Here is a 24,440-nt window from a genome sequence, read left to right as displayed (position 1 = left end):
TGATTAAAAAACAGTGTATTATTTTGTCAAATTAATTTGTATATAACTTAGATACAATTTGTATTTATATCCCTTTCTTTGTCTGCCAGTAGTAATCTATTGTAATAATTATTATGAAAATGATAAGAAGTATTACACCTATTATACATGCTACAAATGATGCAGTGCCAGGCTTTAGAAATAGTAGTGAGAATATGTCCAAGAACAAAAATGTTAATGCTATTGATAATAGTAATTTATACATTTTCGAATACATGACTACGTAGTTCACCTTTTTTCTTCTAGATGGCATGCAACGTAGTGTGAAGGCTTCACTTCAATGAGTTTAGGTATTTCCTTGCTGCATTTCTCTATGGCAAACGGGCATCTTGTATGGAACTTGCATCCTGGCGGTGGATTTATAGGGCTTGGTATATCAAGGCTCTTTAGTTTAATAGGCTTCTTCTTCCTTGAGATCTCTGGATCGGGGACTGGTACAGCTGATAATAATACTTTCGTGTATGGATGTAATGGGTTACGGATAACTTCTTCAGCCGGACCTATCTCTACTATATTGCCAAGATACATTACAGCTATTAGACCTCCACCTTTTGCAGCGAAATAACGTGCTGCACCGAAGTCATGTGTTATGAATAGGTATGATGCACCGATTTTCTTTTGTAAGTCAAGCATTAGGTCTAGAATTCCTATTCTTAGAGAAACATCTATCATTGTTATGGGCTCGTCCGCAACAATTAGTTGTGGTCTGACGCTTATGGCTCTAGCTATGACGACTCTTTGTCTCTGCCCACCGCTGAGCTGGTGTGGGTACTTGAACAGAAAGTCTTTGGCGGGATGCAAACCTACTAGCTCTAGGAGCTCTGAAACTTTTTCAAGTAGTTCCTTACGAGTTTTCGCTATACCCCACTTCTTTAGCGGGACTGCTAGAGTATAAAACACCGTCTTAGTGGGGTTGAGGGATGAGAATGGGTCTTGATGTATTATCTGTACGTTTCTTCTATACTCACGGTATTCCTTCCGCTTCATCTTCCGTATGTTCTTACCCATGTAGAGAATCTCTCCGGCTGTGGGTTTAACTAATCCAGCTATGGCTCTTCCTAGTGTTGTCTTCCCACAACCGGATTCGCCAACGAGAGTAACTATTTGTCCTTTATCAATCACTAGATCGACTCCGTCAACAGCTTTAACATAACCTATCTTACCAAAGACCCCCTTCTTTACGGGGAAGTATATCTTGAGATCTCTTACCTCAATCAAAGGCGGATTACTCATCTGTTTTCACCCTTCTTTCTTACTATATAGCCAACAAGCAACAAAATGATCTTTTTTGATCTCTATATATGGTGGAGGTGTTTTTCTGCAAATATCCATGGCTTTACTACATCTTGGTGCAAACAGGCAGCCAGGTGGTGGATTAATGAGGTCAGGTAGTGTTCCAGGTATCGACTTCATCTCGTTGATATCTCCTATAAGGCTAGGAATACTTTTCATTAAAGCTAGTGTATATGGGTGATAGGGATTCTTGAATACAGTGAATACATCACCTACTTCAACTATTTTGCCAGCATACATTATTGCAACTCTATCGGCAAGATCAGCTATAACTGCTATATCGTGTGTAATAAAGATCATTGTGATACGAGTTTTTTCATGGAGTTCTTTGAGTAGATCAAGTATGAATCTCTGGGTGAGAACATCCAACGCAGTAGTAGGTTCATCGAGGATGAGTACTTCAGGCTCAAGTAGCATGGCGAGTGCTATTAGGACTCTTTGCTTCATACCACCACTAAGTTCATGGGGGTAGCTCTCAAGTACACGTTCAGGATCGAGACGCAGTAGTTCAAGTAATTTACTAGCTCTATCAATAACCCATTCACGGTCTTTAATGCCGTGAGCCCTGGCCGTTTCAAGAAAATGGCTCTTGATCTTAAGTACCGGGTTAAGCGCATTTAATGCAGCTTGTGGTATTATTGATATTCGCTTCCAGAGAATTTCTCTTAACTCACCCTTCTTTAACCTAACAAGATCTTTTCCATCAAAGAATATTGATCCACTAACTATTCTTGCCGTTGGAGGAAGAATATTCATGATCGCCATTGCAAGTGTTGATTTTCCGCTACCAGATTCGCCGACAATACCCATTATTTCTCCTTTATATATCGTTAAGTCAACGTCGTTAACGGCTTTGAGAAACCCCCTTAGTGTCATATAGTGCACGCTGAGGTTTTTCACATCAATAATAACTTCTTTGCCTCCAGGCATACTATACAACACCGCCATAGCGGGAATATTGTTTCAGCTAATACTTTAAATTGTGGCTATTATTTATATAATCTTCTCATATTCCGGGGTCCAATGTGTCCTTTCTCTGTTTGTACGATAACTGTCGTAAGTCCTTGCTCTTCTAGAACCTGTTTTACTTTAATCATTTCAGTATAACTTGGTCTTACAAGATCTCTTCTTCTAAATGCTGGGAAGTAGTCAAGAACAGTGACTTGTATATTGGGATCTATACTTGCTATTTTCCTACCGGCATCGGCTATTTCGTCGAGTGAAATAAGTTGTTTGTTGTAGATTAATCCAACACCAAGGTATACTTTGTCTCCATACTGGCTATGAATGTACTCTATAGCTTTCCATGATGTTTCAAGGTATTTCCTTGCTAGATCACGATCTCTTATACCAGTTATTTTCATGTATGTCTCCACGTTGAGGCATTTCGGCTCAACACCGATATTATTGCAACCGCTTTCAACTAGGTCATCTATGTAGCCGGGTGTAAGCACTGTACCATTACTATCAAGGTGACGTCTAATCTTTGGATTAACTCTTTTTGTGACCTCGCGGAAGAACTCAACAAGCCATCTCCTATTGATTGTTGGTTCTCCACCGCTGACGGCAATCCCGCGTGTCCCATAAAGCTTATGACATTTCACAGCCTCAATAGCTGCCTCCCGTGGAGTTAATGCAGGAGAAGTATTATCGTAGGTAACCATGTAGTTTTGGCATTGTGGACAACGAAGATTGCAGCCGGCAACCCATATTGCTGCCTCGACATAGTGTTTATAATCAACTTGCCACCAAGGAGTAGCTTTACCTCCAACAACATGGGGGCCTGGACCATGGACCATTCTTCTCGGTGGAACACCATCTACATTGGTTTCTATACGTAGCCCATCCTTTACGGGGGTAATGCATGTTCTCTCAAGAGAACCATTAATTATTAGTGCACAAGACCAGCATCCACCAGTTCGGCATGCAAGTGAAGGTTTTTTAGAAGAAGGGTCACCATAAACAAATCCAATACGTTTCAATGCTTCTGATAAAGGAATTGAGGTAGGAACACTGTATGGGATCCCGTCGACGTATATGGTGGCCTCCTTTACATCAGTTTCTACGGTTTTTACTACTCGTGCCTCAAAAGGGCATGACCAAAAACATGATAGACAACCAATACATGCACCAGGGCTATGGCACCTATTTATTGTTGTACAAAATCCGCAATCTCTACACTTGTCCTCATCTATAATAACAACAGACTTCTTAACAACTACCATAACAATACTGCCCTGTGATACTATAGTCAGGATAGCTAATTAACTGATTAGCTCATAGAATACAGTAAGGTGGAAATACGTGAAACCAGCTCTTATAATAGTTGACATGCTTTACGAGTTTGTTAAAGGACGACTTCGTTCTCCACAAGCAGAGAAAATCGTGCCCATTATCAAGAAACTCATTGAGGCAGCCCATGAAAGAGGTGTCCCTGTTATCCATGTTGTAGACCAGCACTATCCCTCTGATCCTGAGTTAAAACTCTGGGGTCCACATGCATTAGCAGGAAGTAGTGAAGCCAAAATAATAGATGAGCTTGCACCATCAGAAAACGATATTGTGATTCCTAAGCATGGATATAGTGGTTTTAGAGACACTCCCCTAGATCTTGTTCTGAGATCTAAGGGTGTTGACACAATTATTGTTACGGGGATACATACTCATATATGTGTACTGCATACTGTTGGTGATGCATTCTACTATGGATACAATATTATCGTCGTTGAGGATGGTGTTGCAGCGTTTAGTGAGAAGGACCATGAGTATGCCCTTGAGTATATGAGGAAAATTTATGGAGCAAAAATAGTTGACTCAAAGACAGCTATAGAAGTCATGAAGACAGGTAAACAGGTATAGGTAGTATTCTTCCATTAATTTTTACGCGGATGAATTTGACATTGTAAACTTTTTCTAGAACATTATCTTCGACTACTTTTTCAACAGAACCATACTTTACGACCATTCCGTTCTTTATAAGGAGTATATAATCGGCAGTATTAATTGTGAATAATATGTCATGGCTTGTAAACACTATTACATGGTCTTTAGCAAGTTCTTTTATCATATTTGAAACCATTATTTTAGAGTGGAGATCGAGGTGACTATCGGGTTCATCTAACAAAATATACTTAGGTTCCTTGGCAAGAGCCATAGCGATAACTACTTTTCTAAGCTCACCAGAGCTGAGCTCACTTAATTTCCTATCACTAAGATTATGTATGTTCAGTCTCTTCATGATTTTATCGACAATAGCTATGTCTTCTCTTTTCTCGAAGAAACCCTTCATTCTAGGATATCTAGACATGAGCAAGGCTTCTTTAACTGAAAGAGGCATGAAGTCTGGTGTCCTGATATCGCTAGCATAAGATATGATACGAGCTATAGTTTTCATAGGAGTCCTGGCCACCTCTGCCCCATCAATATAAATAGCACCCTTGTAATCAACAAGCTTTGCTATAGCCTTCAGTATAGTAGTCTTGCCAGCACCATTGGGTCCAAGAATTCCTAATACCTCCCCCTCTTTTACGCTAAAACAGATATTCTTGACAGCCTCGATAACGCCACGATACTTTACCACAAGATTTTCTACCCTGATTTTCTTCATAGCCTCCTCAACCTCTTAGCGAGAATTAACAAGTAGAATGGAGCGCCCATCAATGATACAAGTGCACCCACGGGAACCTCGCCTATACTTGATACAAGATATATCCTCGAGAAATTATCAGCTATCAAGAGTATAAGAGAACCTATTACAAAAGATAAAGGTACAGTATACCGGTTATCGCTTGTCTTCAAAAGAAATCTTGCCAGATGTGGTACAACTAGTCCAAGAAAACCTATGGTACCACAACAAGCAACAACTATCGATGAAACTATTCCTGCATACAATATTGTAAAGAATCTTATCTTCCTGGGATTATATCCCAATTGATGAGCATATTCGTCCCCGAGAAACACGGCATTCAACGGTTTTGCTAATAGGATATATGAAAATATTGATACTATATATAATGAGCCAAGTATTGGAATCCATTTTCGTGAAGCAAGAACTAGTGATCCTATGAGTGCATGCACAATATACGGATGCTTTGGTATGATAAAGCATGATAAAACAATGGCAGCCCCACTAAATACTGATGTAACACCTATTCCCGCCAACACATAAGCTGTATCACTTCCGCCAACGTACTCTGCTACAATAATTGTTATTGTTAAGGCTGTGAGTCCGCCAACAATGCTGAACGCTGATTGGAGATAAACTAGATTGTAATTGCTAATACCGTGGATATCAACGATCAAGTAGAAAAGATATGTTGAGAAAACAGCGCCACTACCAACGCCGAGTATATAGTGGTCGACAAGAGGGTTCCTCAGAGCTGATTGCAGGTAATTACCAGATAATGCTAGGATACCACCAGCAAAAATTGCCAGTAATATACGCGTTGTCCTGTATTCAATTACGGCGGGTATGGGGGCCCCTGTTCCCGCATGGAGAAAGTATATTGAGAGAAGAACAAGAACGAGTATAAACAATGAAGTGTAAAATACAAACAAAAACATCTTTTCTTTAAGCATAAAACCCACTTCTCATTATCTTATCTTCTTACCTAAGAAATATCCTATGCCCAGCGCCACTATAGCAATTACCGCCATAGCAATATAGGGAATATAGTTTTGTGATTCTTGTTCTTGTATTGATGTAGTTGTGGCTGTCGTTGTTGTGGTAGTCTCTGTTGTTGTGGTTGTTGATGTTGTGTATTCCTTAATTACCGATGTAGTGGTTGTGGGTGCAGGGAATAATTCAGCTATTCTTTTTGCTAAAAGAATAGCACCATATCCTATTAGTGGACCCGGCCTGGTCAGTAGATCTGTTTCTTTCGGTGAAAGCAGTAGTATCTTCGTGCCTATACTGGTTAGCCCGTATTCTTCTAGGGTGCTGTTTGTTACAAAACCACCCATGTTGGTTACAACTATTACATCGGGGTTTAACGCTGATATTGTCTCTATGTTTACTGTATACCATCCAACGTTGTTTGCCACGTTTACGAGACCTATTCTTGATACTATGTCATCTATGAATGTTGCTTTTCCTGCAACCCATATACCATTATAGAACCCTACGACAACAAGCACTCTTACTGTTCTATTGAACCCGATGTTGTCAATGATAGTTTTTGCTTTGGAAATATTCTCCTCTATATCGTTTATTAGTTGTGAGGTAATTGTATTGTTTACACCGAATATTTTACTTATAACATCTATGTCATAGTATATGTCCTGAAGGGATTTTGCTGAACCACCGTACAGGTATACAGTGGTTAGATTATATTCTTCAAAGGTATCAAGTAGTTTAACATGGGCACCGGCATCAGCTAAAATAAGATCTGGTTCTAAAGACAAGATTGTTTCAACACTTATTGTGCTCCACCAGTATCCTCCTACACTAGTTACATTGTTCTCAATAACGTACTTGTGAATACCAAGATAAGTATCATTGTATGAAATAGAGTCTACACCAATTACCTTGTCCTCAAGACCTAGTGCAAACAATATCTCAGTGATACTTGGTGCCAACGAGATAACTCTAGATGGTGTTTTTTCGATAGTGATGGTTCTATGTAGAGCGTCTTCGATGTATGTCTGTGCGTATAATGGTGTTGATGCAGTAAAGCACAATGTTATCAGAAGTAACGCAATTATCGTGTAGTAATGTTTGTGCACCATATGGTCACCTCAGCCATATGGTTTTCTAGTTGTGTAGACCAGCAATAGAATATATAAGATTTACTAAGTCGCCGTGAATTACCTTAATGAAGAAAAGTACTTGTATACGTCATCAGGCATTTTGCCGATATACTTAAGTATATCAAGTTCTATTGGATGGGTTTTGCCAACGATAATTATTGAATGAGGTGGATCAGGATACTTGTATTCTTTGAGTCTATACAAGTAATCAGCTCTAATAAACTGGTTTCTTGTTCCAAGTTGTGCGCATCCTACTGCTAATGTATTAGCTAGTATTGGCTTGCAGTTGTATTCTTTGCAGTACTCGTTTTCAAGCGTGATGAGTATGTCTACAGCCTCATTAATTGTCATCGCTATGTTTTCTTCAAGTTTTAAATCAAGAAGAACAAGAGTGTGAAGACCTCGTTGTTTATTTTCTCTAATGACTTCTATTGTAGTATATGGCTTCATGTTTCTTGGATAAACTAGAGTTACTGTTTTACCGAATTTGTATGCTTGTAAACCCGTGGCACTAGGCGCAACTGAATAGATACTCACGCCATGGATTACATGTACTTCAATACCTTTTTCAAGAGCCTCAAGTCTTATAGCATCATGAGTAGTAGCTATAAACGGATCACCTGGCACTAAAATAGCTATGTCGGCGATGGAAGCTTCTTCAATTATTTTCCTAATATTCTCTCCCTCAAGATCCTTTCTTTCAGCAAGAAGAATGTTTACATTGTCTCCAATGATTTCCTTTAGTTTTTGGAGAGAGAAATCTGGTACAATATTAGTGTAGGAGTCAACATAGATTTTGCTACATCGCCGAAGCACATTAATTGCACCAATAGATAAATGCTCTATCGTAAGACCTAGGCCAATAAAATAAAGTGCCAATACAGTCTACCTCGATCAATCACTTGTAGATTACATAAAATTAGACTAAAGTAATCTAATTTATTTACTTTTGTTTTTTGTAAAACCATTATTGTGTGGTGAATCTTGAGCGAAGACCCGTTTATATGGCTGGAAAACCTTGATGATCCAAAGACAAGAAAGTTTATTGAAGAACATAATAAAAAATTTAGAGAATTTGTTGGTGATCTGCCTAGTAAATTTGAAGAGAAGATAAAGAAATACTATGGAATGCCGTATATCTTGCTTTTTGTGCCAACTGCTAAAGGTTTCTACATGCTTGTGCGTGAATCGAATGTATATAAGATCAAGTTGCTTAAATGGAGTGGTGAAGTAGAAGACGTTGTTTCATCTAAGGAACTTGGGGAGTATGTTATTATAAGTGCTATTTATGCGTCACATGATGGTGATAAACTAGGGTTCTTCTATACTGTAGCGGGTAGTGATGAGGGTTTCTTGAAAATAATTGAGCCAGAAAGCAAGAAAGTTATTGACGAATTAAAGGGTTCTGTATGGGGTATTGTATGGATTGATGAACGGAAGTATTATTATGCTAGATTCTATAGGCGTGGCGAAACACCTGATGGAGTGAAAGCGCCTGCCGAAAGAATATTTCTAAGAGACTCTTCTAGTGGTGAAGAAGAGATAGTTTTTGGGAAACAATTTGGCACGAATTACATGATGTGGATTGAAGAAACATGGGATCCAAACAGGATCTTTATTGTTGTCGAGTATGGTTGGAGTAAATCAATAATTTACGGAGGATATAGAAAAGATCCGTCTACATGGAAACTTGTCCTTGATGGCGGTCAATATAGAGCACAACCAATAGGGTATAATGGCGACTATGCATACATTATCTACTATGATGGTAATGGGCTTGGTAGAATAGTTCGTATTCTAAATGGCTCTATACAGGAAGTAGTTAGTGAAGACAAGTATCCTCTCCATATGGCTATACTTGTTGGAAACAAGATTTATGCAAACTATCTTGTTGACGCATCGAGTAGACTTAGAGTTTACAGTCTAGACGGGAAATTAATTAGTGAACATAAATTCAAAGAACCTTCTTCTATAAGAGGCATGAGGTTCTTCGATAACAAGGTCTATTTCACTGTAGAATCCTTTAGTAATCCTCCAGTATTATGTGTTGTTGAAGACAATGGTGTTAAAGAGGTTTATGGGCACAAAACAGGTTTAGACGTAATTGTAGAAGAAGAGTGGACAACATCCAGTGATGGTGCACGTATACATATGTTTATTGTGCGGAACAAGAGAAAGCAATCAAGTAAAGCAATAGTATATGGTTATGGTGGTTTCGGTATATCAATAACACCTTTCTTCCTAAGCGGGATGGCTGCTTTTGTTGAAGAAGGTGGAGTATTTGTTGTAGCTAATCTACGTGGTGGAGGAGAATATGGAGAAAAATGGCATCGAATGGGTATGAGAGAAAACAAACAAAATGTATTCGAGGACTATAAAGCAGTTCTTAAGTACATTAAAGACAAGGGGTTGAAGACCATAGGTTGGGGTATTAGTAATGGAGGGCTTCTCGTAGCTGCAACAATGGTCCAGGCGCCAGAACTCTTCGATGTAGCATTGATAGGCTATCCTGTCATTGATATGCTGAGATTCCATAAACTCTACGTAGGGAAGCTATGGACTACAGAGTATGGTGACCCCGATAACCCGAAAGACAAGGAGTTCTTAATAAAATACTCACCATACCATAACGTCAGGGAAGGAGTGAAGTATCCTCCGGCACTGGTGTATACGGGGCTACACGATGATAGAGTACACCCAGGTCATGCACTAAAATTTGTTGCAAAACTAGAGAAGGTTGGGGCACCAGTATATCTTAGAGTGGAGACAGTAAGTGGGCATATGGGTTCATCGCCTGAAGTGAAGATCAAGGAGTATTGTGACATACTAGCATTCATAAGGAAAATACTGGGCAACTAATAACCTGTTTTTAACCCCTCTATTTATTTGTAAAAATATTATGGGTTGAATGATGTTACCAGCTATCGCTGATTCTGTGATGAAGATTGGTCGTGCTGAATAATCATGTTTATGTTGTGATAGCTTTTGCTAACCCTGGTGGCGTATCTATTGGCAGTCCTTGTTTTCTTCCAATATGATATGCTAGGAGTTGTAGCGGGATAATTGATGTTATTGGGGAGAGAACTCTATTAGTAGGTTTTGTCTTGAGTAGTAAACCGTATCCTTCTCCATCCTGTGTTACAGTAACTATTAGTGCTCCTTTACTTAGTGCCTCTCTTGCAACGCGATTATATAGCTCTATTGCGGCTTCTTCAATAGGTTTAATGAAGATTATTGGATAATTCTCTCTGACTAAGACCATGGGCCCGTGTCTTAATTCACCTAGCTGAACTCCTTCTGCGTGAAGCATTGCGGTTTCTTTTAACTTTAGTGCGGCTTCTAGGGCAACAGGATAGTTTATTCCACTACTAACTACGTATAGGTCATGCCAGCCAAGTAGTTTCGAGGATATTTCTTCGGCTACTTTATCATAGGTTTTTATTTCGTCACGTAGTTTCTTGGCATGCTCCCTTAGATCTTTGATTAGTTCTTGGAACTCATTATAGTTAATGGTGCCAGTATATAATCCTGTATACCCTGCTAGTATTGCCATTGTGGTCAATGTTGAGATGAAGGTTTTTGTTGCTGGAACAGCGATCTCAGGTCCGGCTCCTATTGGTAGGTAAACGTTTGATTCAAGAGTTAGTCTTGAACCAACAACATTTGTTACACCAACTATTACTGCACCACGTTGTTTGGCTAGTTTAACGCTCTTGATAACATCACTTGTTTCACCGCTTTGGCTTATTGCTATGACTACTGTACCTGTAGACACATTTTCGAGAGCATAGTATGGGAATTCGGCGGCGCTAACTACATTGACGTTTATGCCAGCTAAGTCAGCGAAGTAGTATGATGAGACTAGTCCTGCATGGAGACTCGTGCCATTGGCTATGATGTACACGTTCTTTGCGCCATAAATAATCATTGAAGCCAGCCGCAAGTACTTCTCCATGAGTGAATATGTTGTCCTAATAATGGCGTCCGGGATCTCATATATTTCTTTCAACATAAAGTGGGGGAACCCAGCCTTGTCAATGACTTCGATAGGGTACTTGACGCGTTTCTTCTTAAGTTCTCCTACTTCTGTGAAGGATGAGATATCGATAACCTTTATCTCATCAAGACCCACTTCAGCAGCCATACCCTCCTCAAGAATAAGAGCCTCATCAGCAAAGCCGTAGAGACTAGGTATGTCGCTGGAAATATAGACGCATCTACCATCATTTCTTAGACCTATCACTATGGGCTGGCCCATGTTTACGGCATAGAGCTTCTTTCTCCCAGAAAACAATGCCGCTATTGCGTAGACTCCACTAAGTTTTCTTGAGGCCTCTGCCATGGCTATTAATGGCTCTTTATTGTCTTTGTAGACTAGTTCTTCAAGTAGGTGAGCAAATACCTCGGTATCAGTTCTCGAGGAGAATTTATGTCCTTTCTTTTCAAGCTCTTTCTTTACATCTTCATAGTTCTCGATAACACCATCGCCGACAACAGCTATTTTTCCATCACAGTCGAGAAGAGGATGAGTGTTCTCATATGATGGCCAGCCTCTGCTAGCGTATCTCACATGCCCTAATACGATATCTGAGGGAGTTTCATCTAAACCAGCTTTTTTAACAGCTTCATCGAGATGTCCAGGTGCTTTCTTCACGATAATATTGCCTTTTGGATCGAGAAAAGCTACTCCAGCGCCATCGTATCCTCTGTAAATTAGCCTCTTTAACCCCTCTATTACAACACCTTTACCTATTTTCTCAGAGCATATCACACCGAATATACCGCCCATTATATCACCTCACCTGGGGTGTTCAACGAACTATTTTTCGTAAACAAGTTCTCCTTCAACCATGGTCTTGACTACTTCGAGGTTTTCATCGAGGAAAACAATATCTGCCTTGAATCCTGGTTTGATCAAACCGATCTTCTCCCTGTATATAGCATGGATTGACTTAGCCGGATTCAAGGTAGCCATTGATAGTACTTGTTGGAGACTGTAGCCAAGGCTATACACGTTTCTAACGGCTTTATCCATTGTAAGAGTACTACCGGCGAGTGCATGTGTTGAAGCAAGCCTTGGGACGCCTTTTTCGACTATTACATCGAGTCCCCCTAGACTGTATTTTCCATCAGGGAGCATTGTCGCGCTTATAGCATCTGTAATCAATACTATGCGTTCATAGCCTGCGTAGTCAATGGTAAACTTCACCATAGGCTTGCTTACATGAATAAAATCTGTAATTAATTCTATGTAGACACCAGGGTTTTCTAACAGGGCTATGATAGGACCTGGTTCACGGTGATGGATAGACTTCATTGCATTGTATAAATGGGTTGCCTTGGATGCCCCGGCTTCAATAGCTTTCCTGGTTTCCTCGTAGGACGCATTCGTGTGACCAATAGAAACTGTTATCTCGTTTTCAACAGCATAGGGTATGAGATCAATTACACCAGGAGCTTCCGGTGCTACAGTGATCTGTCTGATATGGTTATTTGAGGCTTTGATGTATTCTCTGAGTTCTTGTCTTGAAGCTGGTCTAATGTATTCTGGGTTTTGGGCACCTCTTTTCTCTTTACTAATGTAGGGTCCTTCAAGATGTAGACCAAGTATTCTAGCTCCTCCGCCATTCCATGATTTTATTGCTTCGTAAACCGCTTTTGACGCCTCCAAAAGTGTTTCATGTGATGCCGTGACAGTTGATGGGATAAACGCGGTTACGCCGTGTCTTGTAATGAGTTTTGAGATTTCGAGAAAACTCTCTGGTTTACAGTCATTAGAATCATAGCCTTTGTATCCATGAATATGTGTATCTATAAAGCCAGGGGCTACAATAAGGTCTTCGGCGTTTATAATATTCGAGCATTTTATGGGACATGGCTCGCTGCCAACGTCCTTAATTATGCCTTCCTTGATGTATATGAATCCATTATCTATTATTGTTAGAGGGGTATAGATCCTTGCATGTCTTATCAATAATTCGCCGGGCAAGGTATGGTATCCTCTATGAGTGTAATCTCGTCCTCCGCATTTTGCCTATGGATATAACCATATTTTAGAACCTCGTAAGTAACGTTTATACATAAGGATAACGTATAACTAGACACTATTTATCAAATTGGTTTGATGAAGTCTAGTTAGAGACTCAAAGATTTTTCTGGGTGCGTATATAATGGTTAGCCTCGTTAAGAAATACTATGATATTGTTGTAGAATTATTGACTCAAGTTCTTAGAGACGAACAGGAGAATATAGATAAAGCGTCAACTGTTGTAGCCGAGGCTTTGGAGAATGACAAGATAATACATGTTGTTGGGGCAGGACATTCTGCTATGGTTGGTGAGGAAATGTTTTACAGAGCTGGAGGTTTAGCAGCTATTGATCCTATACTTGATAACGATATTACGGTCCATCATGGTAGTCTAAAATCAACAGCAATGGAGCATATCGTAGGCTATGCTGAAATACTGTTAAAGCATCACGGTGTTTCTGCTGGTGATGTAGTAATAGTTGTTTCAACAAGTGGTGTAAACCAATTTCCTGTTGAAGCAGCTATAAAATCTAGTGAAATGGGTGCCAAAACAATAGGCATTACCTCGGTGAAATACTCTTCGCAACTTGAGCCGAAGAACAAGTTTGGTAAGAGGCTTTATGAAGTTGTTGATGTTGTTATAGATAACCATGTACCACGTGGTGATGCTGTACTAGAAGTCGAGGGATTTAGTACGCGTGTAGCACCGGTATCAACTATACTCAATACATTCATAGTTAATAGCATCGTGGCTGAGACCATAAGAAAACTTGTTGAGAAGGGTGTGGAGCCACCGGTCTGGATTAGCTCGCATTTACCGGGTGCTGATGAATACAATAGGGCTTTGTACGAGAAATATAGGAGTAGGATAAAGTTGTTGTAATGATATTTTTAGTAACCGTTACAACCCTGTAATTACATATGTAATAATATCTTTGTCTCCCTAACAATTTTGACTAGACTTTGGTTTAACGAGGGTGTAACTCGAAATTGTTTATCAAGGGTATATGGGTTCATCCCTGGGATATAGCTAACATAGGTGTTGACGAGTTTCTTAGTGATGTAAAGAATCTTGGATTCAATAGTGTCAGTATGGCCATTAGATATGTTGAGGAAAAACAAGCCTACCCCGGTACAAGTGTTATCTACAGGAACCCTGTGAGGAAAACGTTTGTCTCTGAAGAAGCAACAGTATACTGGGATCTTGATGAGCGACGCTATACGGAACTACCTGAGGAGCTGAGACCACGTCGAAGCCGTGATGTAGGATATGATGTTGTTAAGGAGTTTTCTGAGAGGAGTCGTGCACAGGGTATTCGTTGTGTTTTCTGGTTACCTATGCTTAGATGGGGTAGTATCGTTAGGGCGAATCCTGATTATGGTGTTAAAGATGTTTATGAGAGTATTGCAGGCTATAAACGATATTTTGTCTGTCCAAATAACCCTCTTATAAAGAAGCTCATTCGTCTTATTGTTGAGGATATTAGTGTGAACTACGAGTTCGACGAACTTGAACTAGACTACATAAGGTTTCCTCACCCGCTTGCTACAATTAAGGATCCATACATACTATTTTCACAGCTTCCATGCTTCTGTAAAGACTGTAGAAGAGAAGCTGAGAAGAAAGGGATAGACCTCAATAGAATTGCTTCCAAGATAAAACAATTGCTTGAAGCCACCATTAGTGTTCACGAGAAAACTTCCGTGTATTGTACGAGTAATGATATTGATTGTGTTGAATCAAGGTACTGGAGCTTCATCAATGATATACTAGGCGATGAGATGCTGGCTAAATGGATAGAGTTTAGATGTGAAAGCATTGCTGAAATAGTTACTATTGTTAGGGATACACTGAAGTCCTATAGGCAAAATACGTTGCTGTCAGCAGACCTGGTTCCTCCATCGAGAAGTTGGCTTGTTGGGCAATGCTATAGTGTTATTGGGAAGCTTCTTGACTCTGCAAAGATAATGCTTTATACTGAGCCATTTAGTGAATCTCCCAATAGGATACCCTATGAGATCATGAAAGCCAGGCAGATGCTTCCAGGTCATGTGAAGATTATTGCTGGTCTAGCTGCTTGGCCTCCTCAAACACCCGAGACTCTAGCTAGAGACATAAGGCTTGCTATTAAAACAAGTGTTGATGGTGTTTACCTGTATTCTTATGGATGGGCTCCGCGTGCAATTTTACGTGAGGCATCGTGCGTACTCACGGGGGTGTGTTGAATGGGGTTTAAACTAGGAGTAAATATATGGAGTTATCCTAAGTCTCTTGATATAAGAGATATTATGAAACATGCGGCGAAAACTGGATACAATGGATTTGAGCCAGCTATAACTCTAGATGATATCGAGGTTTTTGGTTCAAGCAGTTTTGACGAGAAATGGCGGCGTATAAGTGAGGAAGCCAGTAGTCTAGGACTTGAGATACCAAGTATTGCTACAGGGTTATTCTGGAGATACAATTGGGTTAAGGAAAGTGATGTTGAGAAAGCTCTACGTGTTGTTGAAGCAGAAGCTAAGGCAGCCAGTATTGTCGGCGCAAAGGTAATACTTGTTGTACCGGGTGTCGGTGTACCAGAGTTGAGTTACGAGGAGCATTTCGAGAAAGCTGTAAAGGCGTTATCCAGAGCAGAAAAGATAGCGAGAGATTACGGGGTAAGAATAGGTCTCGAAAAAGTATGGAATAGAGTGTTTGCAGGCCCCCTTGAGTTCAAGAAACTCCTAGACAATCTCGACCCTGAGGTATTTGGGGCGTACTTTGATGTAGGAAATACTCTTCCTCATAGTCTGCCAGAACACTGGATAGAAGTACTTGGCAAAAGAATACTCCAGGTACACGTAAAAGGATTTAACATGGCGGAACTGAGATTCGGCATACCACTCTTTGGAGACATAAACTGGAGTGTTGTACGGAAGAGGCTGGAGGAAATAGGTTACAAAGGATTCATAGTGGCTGAGGTACCTCCATATCGCGGTGATCCCTACAAAGCTGTTGAAGACACCTTCACCAGCCTGAAGAAGATCTTTGGTTAACGGGGGTAGTATTAATGGAAAAGCCTAGATTTGGGATTATTGGAGTAGGCCAAATGGGCTCGATTCACCTAGATTTATTGAAGGAGCGAAACGATGTTGTTGTAGAAGCTGTTTGTGATATCGATGAAGAGAGACTTAGGGAAGCTGAAAAGAAAGGTGTTAAGAGGCTTTATAAAGACTATCAGGCAATGATTGATGAAGGCGGGTTTGACGCTGTTATCATTGCTACACCTCCCAAACATCATGTTGAGCAAGCTATATACGCTTACAAGAAAGGGCTTTACGTCCTTCTAGAGAAACCGGTTGCAACAAGTCTCGATGATGCATTGAAATTGTATAATGTTACTGGGGATACTACTAAGATCATGGTAGCTTTTAGTCTACGTTATCACCCGTTTTACGAGAAAATAAAAAAGATCATGGATGAAAAACTAGGGAAACCACTACTACTATGGCATATCGCCCTAGGGAGAATACCGCCAATGAAATGGGTTACTGATAGAAACATTAGCGGCGGTATGCTCAACGAAAATGGTGTTCATATCATATACCTTTACTATTGGTGGGCTGGGGTACCGAAGAGTGTAACAGCGAGAATGTGGACACTGACAAAGGGTATCAGTATTGAGGACAATATTATTGTGGAAATGGAGCATTCATTGGCAAGATCATCTTTTATACAGAGCTGGAGTGGCGGGCATAGATGGAGGAAATGGGGAGTTGTTACCGAGAAAGGAAGAATTACTTGTGAAGGATATTTGTCTGGCAACTACACTATATCGTTGTCTCAGGATAAGATTGTTGAGGAATCAAGTATAACTATTGACCCCCTCGATATGTACAGGAAACAGCTAGACCACTTCATAGACTGTATTGTCAATGGCATAAGACCTGTAACAAGTATTGTTGATGGTGTTAAAGTACAGGAAATAATAGAGGCGGCGTATAAATCAGCTAAAGAAAATACATCTATTAGACTTCCTTTACTTTAGTTTTAGTTAGTGTTGACGATAATGCCAAGTCTTTGATCCCGCATCCCAATGCTTTTTTGATAAGCATTTCTATCTTAGGGTACTCACTAGGATCAATCATTGATACTACTTCCTCATAGGAGACTAGTTTTGGGGAATGTTTCTTATATGGTATGTAACCCCAATATCCGTTGGCGTAACCTACGAAAACTGTATACTTGGTTGTACTGCATTGCTTCGCGCTAATCTGGTATTCTATAAACGCCTCGCCAGGGAAGAATAGTATTGATAAATAATCGCCTATTCTAGTCAACGCTATCTCGAGTTCAATGAATCTATTCTTCTCTAGAAACCACCTTCTTTCCTTAGATATCAGTGTTGCTGCTAAATCGCTTTTTAAGCCCCTCAATACAGCTTCGTTATAGTTCTTCTTCAGAGCCTCTTCAAGCCTTCTTTTTAACTCCATTTCAGCAAGTCTTAACTCCTCTTCACTAGGTGGATTTCTGAGCTTTATAGTCTCTTTATGCCATGTTGTTGTAATTGTTGACACGGGTATTTCTTCAAGTCCTTGTGTGAGCTTCTCTTTTATTTTATTAACTATTAGTGACGCGAATTTCTCTACTTCATGATAGTCTTGGCTTCTACGTGTAAATCTGGTACTTACATTACCCGCAGCTCCATTGAGGTATAGGCATACACAGTTGTATGTGTCTTCAATGATTTTAGATACTTTTCCTGCTAAATCTCCGGAGTATAGTGTATTTAGGGGACCTAGTACCGTTGGGTGGCATGCATAGTTTATCACAATAGCCCTTATGTTGTCCTCGCTATCTTTGATGGTAATGATTACTGTCTCGTTATCTATAGGGCCATTGGGGTCAACTCTATTGCTGGCAACACCCTCTATTTGTGTTGAACCAACTTGTATCTTTACGGGGTGCAGGTTATTGAGAGCCGTACCTACGGTTTCGGTAATTTTTTCTAAGAGAAAATTCCTGTATTCTCTAACAAGCTCTTTTTCAATGTGATTAAGTGGCTTTGTATTCCAGACTTCCAGACTTATTTCCGGTCCCGAATGTGTATGTGTAGCAACTACGTGTATTGAATCAGGATTGAGGTTATACTTTGTGGCAATAGTGTTTCTCAGTTCTTTATATAATTCATTGTCTATTCTTATCAAGTCCAGGGACACTATTAGTACCGAGCCCTTTAGGGGGGATTCTAGGTAAAGAACACGTGCATAAAGATCGTCAAGTTTGCCTGTTGCATGGTGCTCTCTATTAATGTAGCCTGCCATAGGCATGCTTTTCTCTGGGGTTATCACGGTCTTTGCAAAGCCGGCAATATAGTTGTTTACCAAATTACTTCTTCACCTTACATCTCCATAGTCTATAGACGCCAGTTATGTAGTGTGGATTCTAGAAAAATTAAGGAGTACTTAATTAGAGTCTAGTAATGCGTTAGTAAAATTAGTGCATCAATAACTATACTATTGAAAAGCAAGTAATGCATGGGGATAGTGTTTATGAGTACGCGCGCTCTCTTCAAGAAGCTATTCTATACCCTGCCATCCATGGATCTGGTTAGGCGTGTGATAAGTGTGTTAAAGGACAAGGGTGTTAACGTAAGTATTGCTGGGTATACGATGAAAGGCAAGCCTATATATACGGTTGAGATCGGGGAGGGAGAGACTAGGCTATTAGTAATAGCTGGTATTCACGGAAATGAGCCTGCACCAGTCAATGCTGCATTATTATCGTTACTAATTTTGTCTGAAAAAAGAAGTCCGTTTAATCCATACTTTAGTGTCAGAGACTATTTGAGAAAAGTGAAAGTGACTATAATTCCAACAGCTAATCCTGAGGGTCTTGAAGAGTACGATAATTGCGCCGCACTAGACAATAAGCCTTTATGGAGTAATACCTGTAGTAATGCACGGACAAACAGCCTTGGTTATGATATAAATAGGGACTGGATGTTTCTTACACAAGCTGAGACAAGAATACTACATAAAATAATAAATGAACAGGACCCACACTTAATAATTGATCTACATGAGTTCTATGGAGGAGAGAATACGCCACCCCAATGGCCTTCTAGGACACTAGGTTTCATGATAACGCTGACGGATGCACCATATATGTGGGTGAACAGTCTTGTGAATAAAGCATCTTACATAGCAATGGAGTCAATAGCTACGACACTAAAGTCACTAATGGGCGCAGGTTGGCCGATAAAATATAGGCATTTCACGGGCGGTGATGAAAGCGAGAAACCTGTTGCATTACCTTCGATACTTGGTGCTCACGTGGCATTGGAAGGTTATCCTAAAGTACTTGTTGAAACATGGGGTGTTGGACTTCATAACTATCTATTTGAAGAAAGAGTTATAGCACACTTCTATACAGTCATGACATCAATTGATGTTTTGTATAATAATGAAGACCTATTTATTAATGCAAAAACTGATCATTTAAGAGAGGAAAAGGAAGTTTTCAGTATGCACGGACGTAAGTATGTTGTGAAAGGAAGTGAAATTGAGGAAGTGAAAGAAGTTCTGGAACTTCATAAGATTAATTATGAAGCAGGAAGTGATGGAATCATAATTAAGCTTCCTCAGGAAAGAAGTAGAATGGCGTTGATACTATTGGATAGTGAATGTGAGTATAATAGAAAACTTAAGGAAATGAAAAAAGGACCTTATACGCTCGATAGATTTTATGATGTATCTATAGAAGTAGTTTAGCTACCACTTATCAATAAGTGATACATAGTGGGTGCTCTTTTTACGTACAATTCTATCTACTAGCCGTAGTTTGTTTTTAATATTGGTATCGTTAATGTATACATTATCTCTAGAATATTCTTCATAAGCACTAGAGGCTCCAAACAAAATCCTCAGGAAACCTTCTTCAGTAATAATTGTATCTGTTGAACAATTATCTTTGTGGAGTATTTCAACTCCTTTTTCAGATAAATATAGTTCTACACAACCCGTATTACCTACCGATACACCTATTATGCATGGCTTACCACTATAGTTCTTTTGCAAAGCCCATGCTATGTTATTGAAGAATCTTTCGTAATCAATTATCTTTACCATGAACACTTCATCAGTTCCTACATCCATACAATACTTAATGACAGCGCTGTATTCTATAGGGGTACGAAATACAAGCGTTTTTATACCATTTGATAATGCCTGTCTGGCTACTAGAGATACAATATTTTTCAAAGAATCTTTATTGCTTGCAACAAGCTCGGTAACAATGGCTTTTGAGGGATCAATTAGTCCCGTCAATACACTTTTTCTGATCGGATGTAATACAGCGTAGCCGTTTTCTGTATCATCGACAATAATATGGTTATCGTTTTCAGTACTTAGAAACCACGTTGCATATGGATTATACTTTATTACTCCTTTCCAGAACTTGTATTTCCTCGCTATACTACCACAGTATTTTTTCAAAATATGGTTTCTATAAATTCTGTCTAAGATCCTTATGGAAGCATTAGTACTACCTTTTGTATTTCTTCCAAGTAATGTAAGCTTGTTAATATCATCAAGAACACATACGCGATCGCTGTAAACCACGATATCTTTGAAACCAAGTCTTCTATAAATTCTATGTGCAGGACTACCATATCCTGTAAATAATGCCGCCAAACAATAATCTTCATGTGGTTCCTGTAGAATACTGCTTAGCAGTTTTGATGCATATCCTCTTCCACGGTGTTGTGGATGAGTAGCAACATTAGCTATGCCATAGGTTTTGATCACTGTTGTGCGTAGCGATAACTCTCTTAAAACAACCTGGATTACAGATACCGGAGTATCCTTGCTGTAATAAGCATAAATGAAACCATTTTTTACGCCATCATCGAAAGACATGATTTTCCTCATGTAGCTGGGTTTTAGATTTATGTGCCTAAATACAGTGAACGCCGACTTCATTACTTCGAGCAACTTCTCTAATTCACTACTCCGTGTTTTACCTAATTCATGTTTTGCAATATACTCTTCCATTTTTATTCCTCCACGTAAGGTAATTTCGCATACCAAGTAATAACTTGATGAGATGGGGAGCTTATTTATACCAAATTTATGTATAGAAAAAAGACTTAGTATTGTGTAATTAATAGTATTATTTTTGTTATTTCTTAGTGAAAGCGAGTACCATTGCTCCAAGTGCAGTTATTGATAATACTAATGCTCCTATGGCTAAGTATAAAGTGTTCCTACTGCCTGCTTCAAGGTCTGATACCTTATCTTTGATGGTGTCTATATCGGTTCTGAATGTTTCATTGATTCTACTCAAGTCTTGGTCTTGTTTTTCTAGTGATTGTTTGAGCTCTACTAATGTACTGTTAAGGCTTGCTATAATGTTCTCTATGTTCGTTATATTGGTGTTCTTTAGCTCCATTAATTCATTCTCTAATTGACTTATCTTTGTTGTTAGTGAACTTATTGACTCTTCATTCGATGCTGTCTTCAATGAAACTCTTGTTAGGTTTTCTTTTAACTGTGTTATTTCTTCTGCGATATTATCAACAATTGCTGTAATTACCTTGATCTCGAGAATACTTATTGTATCTGTTATTTCTTCTAAGAGGAGAGTTCTTTGACTCAAATCGCTTGTTGTATTAAGTCTTGATAGTAGTAGCTCTAATAATGTTATAGAGCTACTGTATTCTTCAAGATCATGTGTTGTAATGAGGTTTCTGAGTAGTGTAATCTTCTTAGCGATTACTGGAGCCAAGTTATCTATTACCAGCAGTACTTTACCATAGGCTTCTGGTATGAACTCTTGTGGATTTGGATACAGTACTCCTGCTTCAACAGCGTCAACTATCATGTAGTATTTGATAAGATCGTTTGAGATAGTACTGTTTGGCTGTAGAGATGAAACTGCGCTGATTACCTTTGGTATTAGTGAATACAGTTCATCGTATGCGTCAGAATACGTACTCCATGTCTCTCCCTTTACTGTTGATCTATAGGTTGCCCATCTGAAATAGACATACCCTAGTACCCCGCCCTCTATTGCCAGGCTTTCTTCTGTTCTAATATCATCGTAACCTACACTCCATGCTTGTAGACCTATCAGTGGTGTACCTCCATATTCGTTAGTTACGGATACAACATATTCAGCGACGGTTTTGATCCAAGTAACGTTTTGTCCATAGCTAACATAGTACGCCATTGGTATTAACCAGAAGCCCAGTCTTGCAAAGTCTTCATATATTTGTCCATAATGAAGCATCTGGAATACTGGTCCCGGTATCGTGAAGTTGTACCCCTCTATTGTCCTGTTAATAGTAACGTCGGGCATTAATGCTGCTGAGAGAATGGGTTCAGTGCCATATATTGTTCCTTGATCTCTTGCTGCCTCGGCTATAGTCGTTATTGCGTTGACTATGTCCTGTCTCCTAAGACTAAACCATTTAGTAATGTCGGGATCTCCATTTATGTAGAGTCTCCACACATATGTTGGATCATAGCCGCCTGAATAATCTGTATAGAATGTCCTTCTAATTGCATCAATAACTTTTGTGACGTTTATACCGGATGCCTCAGCTCTCTCGATGTCTCTTGGCGAGAAACTATAGACCATGTGTCCGTAACGTATGTAATCTAAATGTATTCCATCGAATCCCATGGAAAGAAGCTCTCTCGTAAACTCCGCCAAGATGTTAACGTATGTCGTGTTTGCTGGTCTAACATACTTTGTCACAGGATAGGGTTTCCAATTGCTTATAGATTTACCGACATGCCACACGGGATCCTTTGGTCCCCATACCTCTCTGTCATAGAAACATGGTATCCAAGCATGTACTCTTATACCATACTCATGGAGCTTTACTATTAATGGTTTGTATAAGTTTGTGTTATTATATGGTTCTAGAGGATATGGTGGGAGGACATTGCTTGGATAGAATGCATATCCACGAGTAGACTTGACTTCTATAAACACATCAGTAATTCCGTAGCTTGATAATTCGTATGCGAATAACTCGGCTGCATAATAGGCTGCCTCGTCTTTAGTTAGAGCCGGATAGTTTTCTCTGATAAACTCGTAGATGTACCTGAATGTTGATGGCCAGATCCATGCTCCTTTGAGGGCTCTTGCTAGAGTTATTGTGTTGGAGTTTGACACATAGTATATTGCGTTGAATAGCATTCTCCAGTTATACTTGGTTGCTAGAGTACTGTTTGGCGCGTAGCTTGTATCACCGCTTGTGAGTTCTGGATGTATGCTGAACAATACTATCTTGCCTTTTCCGTAGTGAGAGAATGTTACAGCCGAGCCGCCGGCCATAACGTTGTCGACGTAGGATTGGTCTAAGTCACCCCATCCATAACTGAAAGCACCTGGTTCATGGCTTGTTGAAACGTATTTTACAAGTTCAATATATGGTTCTACGTCTATTCCTAGTGTTGTGTTATCGCCAAGATCTTTTGGAACAAGTATTGGGCCATTGTAGTATATTGCATCGAATCCATCGCTAAACCCGTATACAACAGGGTTATCAGGATTAGTTACCTCTACATGAACTATACCTGTCCCAAGCCACCATGTTGGCCAATTCTTCAGTTTCGCATCAACTAGCTGTAGGAGTGCTGTCCAGTTATTGTATCCTTCTATGACAGCATACGCGCCAGCACAGATACCTATTAATCCTCCTCCTTCAGCAACATATTCAGCTAATTCTCTAGCTCCTTCCTCACCCAATAGCTTGGCTATGTATGTGCCGCTTCCTGGTGGTAGTATGAAGACATTATAGCCCTCGTTTAAGAGTCTGTCTACAGCCGTAGGGCTTACAACACTGTAAACAAAACCCATTTCTCTCAAAACACTATGTATTGTATAAGTCTTGCCGACGTCAAGTATACCTATCTTAGGTGGGTTAAGAGTTAATACCTTGACTGCTGGTAGAGCATGTAGTTCAACAACAGTTATTCCCAGAGACTTCAGCTCTTGTTCTAGCTCTGTTGTATCACCAGTAACTATTATAGACCCCTTTGGCGCAGTTGTGCCCTCAATAACTTCATCGTTTACAAGCATGTATGCTTTGACTTCTCCACTATATAGTGCCTTGTTAATTGTTATCAATGCTTCAATAACATTGTCTGCTAGAACAGGATCGTCAGGTATGCTTGCAGGCAATACTATGAGTAGAATACCTGAGCTCGAGTTGTTAGTGTTGATACTGGGATTAATGGTAGTGCCATGTGGTGTTAATGCTACTAGATTAATTAGCAGTAATACAACTAAACTAAATAAAGGCAGCAAACGTGTTTTTCTCAACATAATCTCGCCCAG

At 39.6% G+C, this 24,440-nt stretch carries 20 protein-coding genes; 7 read left to right on the top strand and 13 right to left on the bottom strand.

The window, feature by feature from the left end:
• Positions 1–64: 64 nt before the first annotated feature.
• The 4 genes from J4526_08795 to J4526_08780 are packed head-to-tail and all read right to left on the bottom strand — an operon-like array spanning position 65 to position 3,557.
• The gene (locus J4526_08795; protein ID WFO75156.1) at positions 65–256 is read right to left on the bottom strand and encodes a hypothetical protein; all 192 of its coding nucleotides are present in this window, start codon (positions 254–256) and stop codon (positions 65–67) included.
• Between the two features lie 11 nt (positions 257–267).
• Positions 268–1,272 (bottom strand): ABC transporter ATP-binding protein, encoded by a 1,005-nt coding sequence (locus J4526_08790; protein WFO75155.1) that lies wholly within the window; start codon positions 1,270–1,272, stop codon positions 268–270.
• A gap of 6 nt (positions 1,273–1,278) precedes the next feature.
• Positions 1,279–2,262, bottom strand: a complete 984-nt coding sequence (locus tag J4526_08785; GenBank protein WFO75154.1) for an ABC transporter ATP-binding protein — start codon at positions 2,260–2,262, stop codon at positions 1,279–1,281.
• Between the two features lie 59 nt (positions 2,263–2,321).
• Positions 2,322–3,557, bottom strand: coding sequence for a radical SAM protein (locus J4526_08780; protein WFO75153.1), 1,236 nt, complete (start codon positions 3,555–3,557; stop codon positions 2,322–2,324).
• 79 nt (positions 3,558–3,636) lie between these two features.
• Between J4526_08780 and J4526_08775 the strand changes: the two genes are divergently transcribed.
• Positions 3,637–4,191, top strand: coding sequence for a cysteine hydrolase (locus tag J4526_08775; protein ID WFO75152.1), 555 nt, complete (start codon positions 3,637–3,639; stop codon positions 4,189–4,191).
• Here the strand turns inward: J4526_08775 and J4526_08770 are convergent.
• The 4 genes from J4526_08770 to dph5 form a co-directional block, all read right to left on the bottom strand.
• Entirely contained in the window at positions 4,166–4,939 is a 774-nt protein-coding gene (locus tag J4526_08770) for an ABC transporter ATP-binding protein (protein ID WFO75151.1), read from the bottom strand. The genes J4526_08775 and J4526_08770 overlap by 26 nt on opposite strands.
• A complete protein-coding gene (locus tag J4526_08765; protein WFO76388.1) occupies positions 4,936–5,895 on the bottom strand; it encodes an iron ABC transporter permease in 960 nt (319 codons plus the stop codon). The genes J4526_08770 and J4526_08765 overlap by 4 nt, the downstream gene beginning before the upstream one ends.
• Before the next feature lie 30 nt (positions 5,896–5,925).
• Positions 5,926–7,059 (bottom strand): ABC transporter substrate-binding protein, encoded by a 1,134-nt coding sequence (locus J4526_08760; protein WFO75150.1) that lies wholly within the window; start codon positions 7,057–7,059, stop codon positions 5,926–5,928.
• Between the two features lie 78 nt (positions 7,060–7,137).
• A complete protein-coding gene (dph5, locus tag J4526_08755; GenBank protein WFO75149.1) occupies positions 7,138–7,959 on the bottom strand; it encodes a diphthine synthase in 822 nt (273 codons plus the stop codon).
• A 105-nt stretch (positions 7,960–8,064) separates the two neighbouring features.
• Between dph5 and J4526_08750 the strand changes: the two genes are divergently transcribed.
• Positions 8,065–9,939 (top strand): S9 family peptidase, encoded by a 1,875-nt coding sequence (locus tag J4526_08750; GenBank protein WFO75148.1) that lies wholly within the window; start codon positions 8,065–8,067, stop codon positions 9,937–9,939.
• Between the two features lie 109 nt (positions 9,940–10,048).
• Here J4526_08750 and glmS read toward each other — a convergent pair whose 3' ends face one another.
• Together glmS and nagA are read right to left on the bottom strand one after the other, a co-directional pair.
• Positions 10,049–11,869, bottom strand: a complete 1,821-nt coding sequence (gene glmS / locus J4526_08745) for a glutamine--fructose-6-phosphate transaminase (isomerizing) (protein ID WFO75147.1) — start codon at positions 11,867–11,869, stop codon at positions 10,049–10,051.
• A 30-nt stretch (positions 11,870–11,899) separates the two neighbouring features.
• The gene (gene nagA / locus J4526_08740) at positions 11,900–13,069 is read right to left on the bottom strand and encodes an N-acetylglucosamine-6-phosphate deacetylase (protein WFO75146.1); all 1,170 of its coding nucleotides are present in this window, start codon (positions 13,067–13,069) and stop codon (positions 11,900–11,902) included.
• 181 nt (positions 13,070–13,250) lie between these two features.
• Between nagA and J4526_08735 the strand changes: the two genes are divergently transcribed.
• From J4526_08735 to J4526_08720, 4 genes are all read left to right on the top strand, one after another.
• Complete coding sequence (locus J4526_08735) at positions 13,251–13,991, top strand: SIS domain-containing protein (GenBank protein ID WFO75145.1); 741 nt, start codon at positions 13,251–13,253, stop codon at positions 13,989–13,991.
• A gap of 107 nt (positions 13,992–14,098) precedes the next feature.
• Positions 14,099–15,334 carry a hypothetical protein gene (locus tag J4526_08730; protein WFO75144.1) on the top strand — a complete coding sequence of 412 codons (1,236 nt, stop codon included), beginning with the start codon at positions 14,099–14,101 and terminating at the stop codon, positions 15,332–15,334.
• Positions 15,335–16,144: a sugar phosphate isomerase/epimerase gene (locus tag J4526_08725; GenBank protein ID WFO75143.1), complete on the top strand. Its 810-nt coding sequence runs from the start codon at positions 15,335–15,337 to the stop codon at positions 16,142–16,144.
• A gap of 14 nt (positions 16,145–16,158) precedes the next feature.
• Positions 16,159–17,136: a Gfo/Idh/MocA family oxidoreductase gene (locus tag J4526_08720; GenBank protein WFO75142.1), complete on the top strand. Its 978-nt coding sequence runs from the start codon at positions 16,159–16,161 to the stop codon at positions 17,134–17,136.
• Here J4526_08720 and J4526_08715 read toward each other — a convergent pair.
• The gene (locus J4526_08715; protein ID WFO75141.1) at positions 17,117–18,475 is read right to left on the bottom strand and encodes a neutral/alkaline non-lysosomal ceramidase N-terminal domain-containing protein; all 1,359 of its coding nucleotides are present in this window, start codon (positions 18,473–18,475) and stop codon (positions 17,117–17,119) included. The two genes, J4526_08720 and J4526_08715, sit on opposite strands and share 20 nt — an antisense overlap.
• A gap of 165 nt (positions 18,476–18,640) precedes the next feature.
• Here J4526_08715 and J4526_08710 point away from each other — a divergent pair, with 165 nt between their 5' ends.
• On the top strand, positions 18,641–19,861 hold the full coding sequence (locus J4526_08710) for a hypothetical protein (GenBank protein WFO75140.1): 1,221 nt from the start codon (positions 18,641–18,643) through the stop codon (positions 19,859–19,861).
• On the opposite strand, the gene J4526_08705 is transcribed toward J4526_08710, so the two are convergent.
• Entirely contained in the window at positions 19,862–21,142 is a 1,281-nt protein-coding gene (locus J4526_08705) for a GNAT family N-acetyltransferase (GenBank protein ID WFO75139.1), read from the bottom strand.
• A 127-nt stretch (positions 21,143–21,269) separates the two neighbouring features.
• Entirely contained in the window at positions 21,270–24,425 is a 3,156-nt protein-coding gene (locus J4526_08700; protein WFO75138.1) for a hypothetical protein, read from the bottom strand.
• Positions 24,426–24,440 lie beyond the last annotated feature (15 nt).

The organism is Desulfurococcaceae archaeon MEX13E-LK6-19 (genome assembly GCA_029637525.1).
GTDB lineage: Archaea > Thermoproteota > Thermoprotei_A > Sulfolobales > Desulfurococcaceae > MEX13ELK6-19.
The sequence above is the reverse complement of the archived record's forward strand: the minus strand, read 5'-3'. Positions and strand labels throughout refer to the sequence as shown.

Coding starts and splice junctions, on each gene's coding strand:
- J4526_08795 (WFO75156.1), bottom strand. CDS start 256: ATGTATTCGAAAATGTATAAATTACTATTATCAATAGCATTAACATTT.
- J4526_08790 (WFO75155.1), bottom strand. CDS start 1,272: ATGAGTAATCCGCCTTTGATTGAGGTAAGAGATCTCAAGATATACTTC.
- J4526_08785 (WFO75154.1), bottom strand. CDS start 2,262: ATGCCTGGAGGCAAAGAAGTTATTATTGATGTGAAAAACCTCAGCGTG.
- J4526_08780 (WFO75153.1), bottom strand. CDS start 3,557: ATGGTAGTTGTTAAGAAGTCTGTTGTTATTATAGATGAGGACAAGTGT.
- J4526_08770 (WFO75151.1), bottom strand. CDS start 4,939: ATGAAGAAAATCAGGGTAGAAAATCTTGTGGTAAAGTATCGTGGCGTT.
- J4526_08765 (WFO76388.1), bottom strand. CDS start 5,895: ATGTTTTTGTTTGTATTTTACACTTCATTGTTTATACTCGTTCTTGTT.
- J4526_08760 (WFO75150.1), bottom strand. CDS start 7,059: ATGGTGCACAAACATTACTACACGATAATTGCGTTACTTCTGATAACA.
- glmS (WFO75147.1), bottom strand. CDS start 11,869: ATGGGCGGTATATTCGGTGTGATATGCTCTGAGAAAATAGGTAAAGGT.
- J4526_08735 (WFO75145.1), top strand. CDS start 13,251: ATGGTTAGCCTCGTTAAGAAATACTATGATATTGTTGTAGAATTATTG.
- J4526_08725 (WFO75143.1), top strand. CDS start 15,335: ATGGGGTTTAAACTAGGAGTAAATATATGGAGTTATCCTAAGTCTCTT.
- J4526_08720 (WFO75142.1), top strand. CDS start 16,159: ATGGAAAAGCCTAGATTTGGGATTATTGGAGTAGGCCAAATGGGCTCG.
- J4526_08710 (WFO75140.1), top strand. CDS start 18,641: ATGAGTACGCGCGCTCTCTTCAAGAAGCTATTCTATACCCTGCCATCC.
- J4526_08705 (WFO75139.1), bottom strand. CDS start 21,142: ATGGAAGAGTATATTGCAAAACATGAATTAGGTAAAACACGGAGTAGT.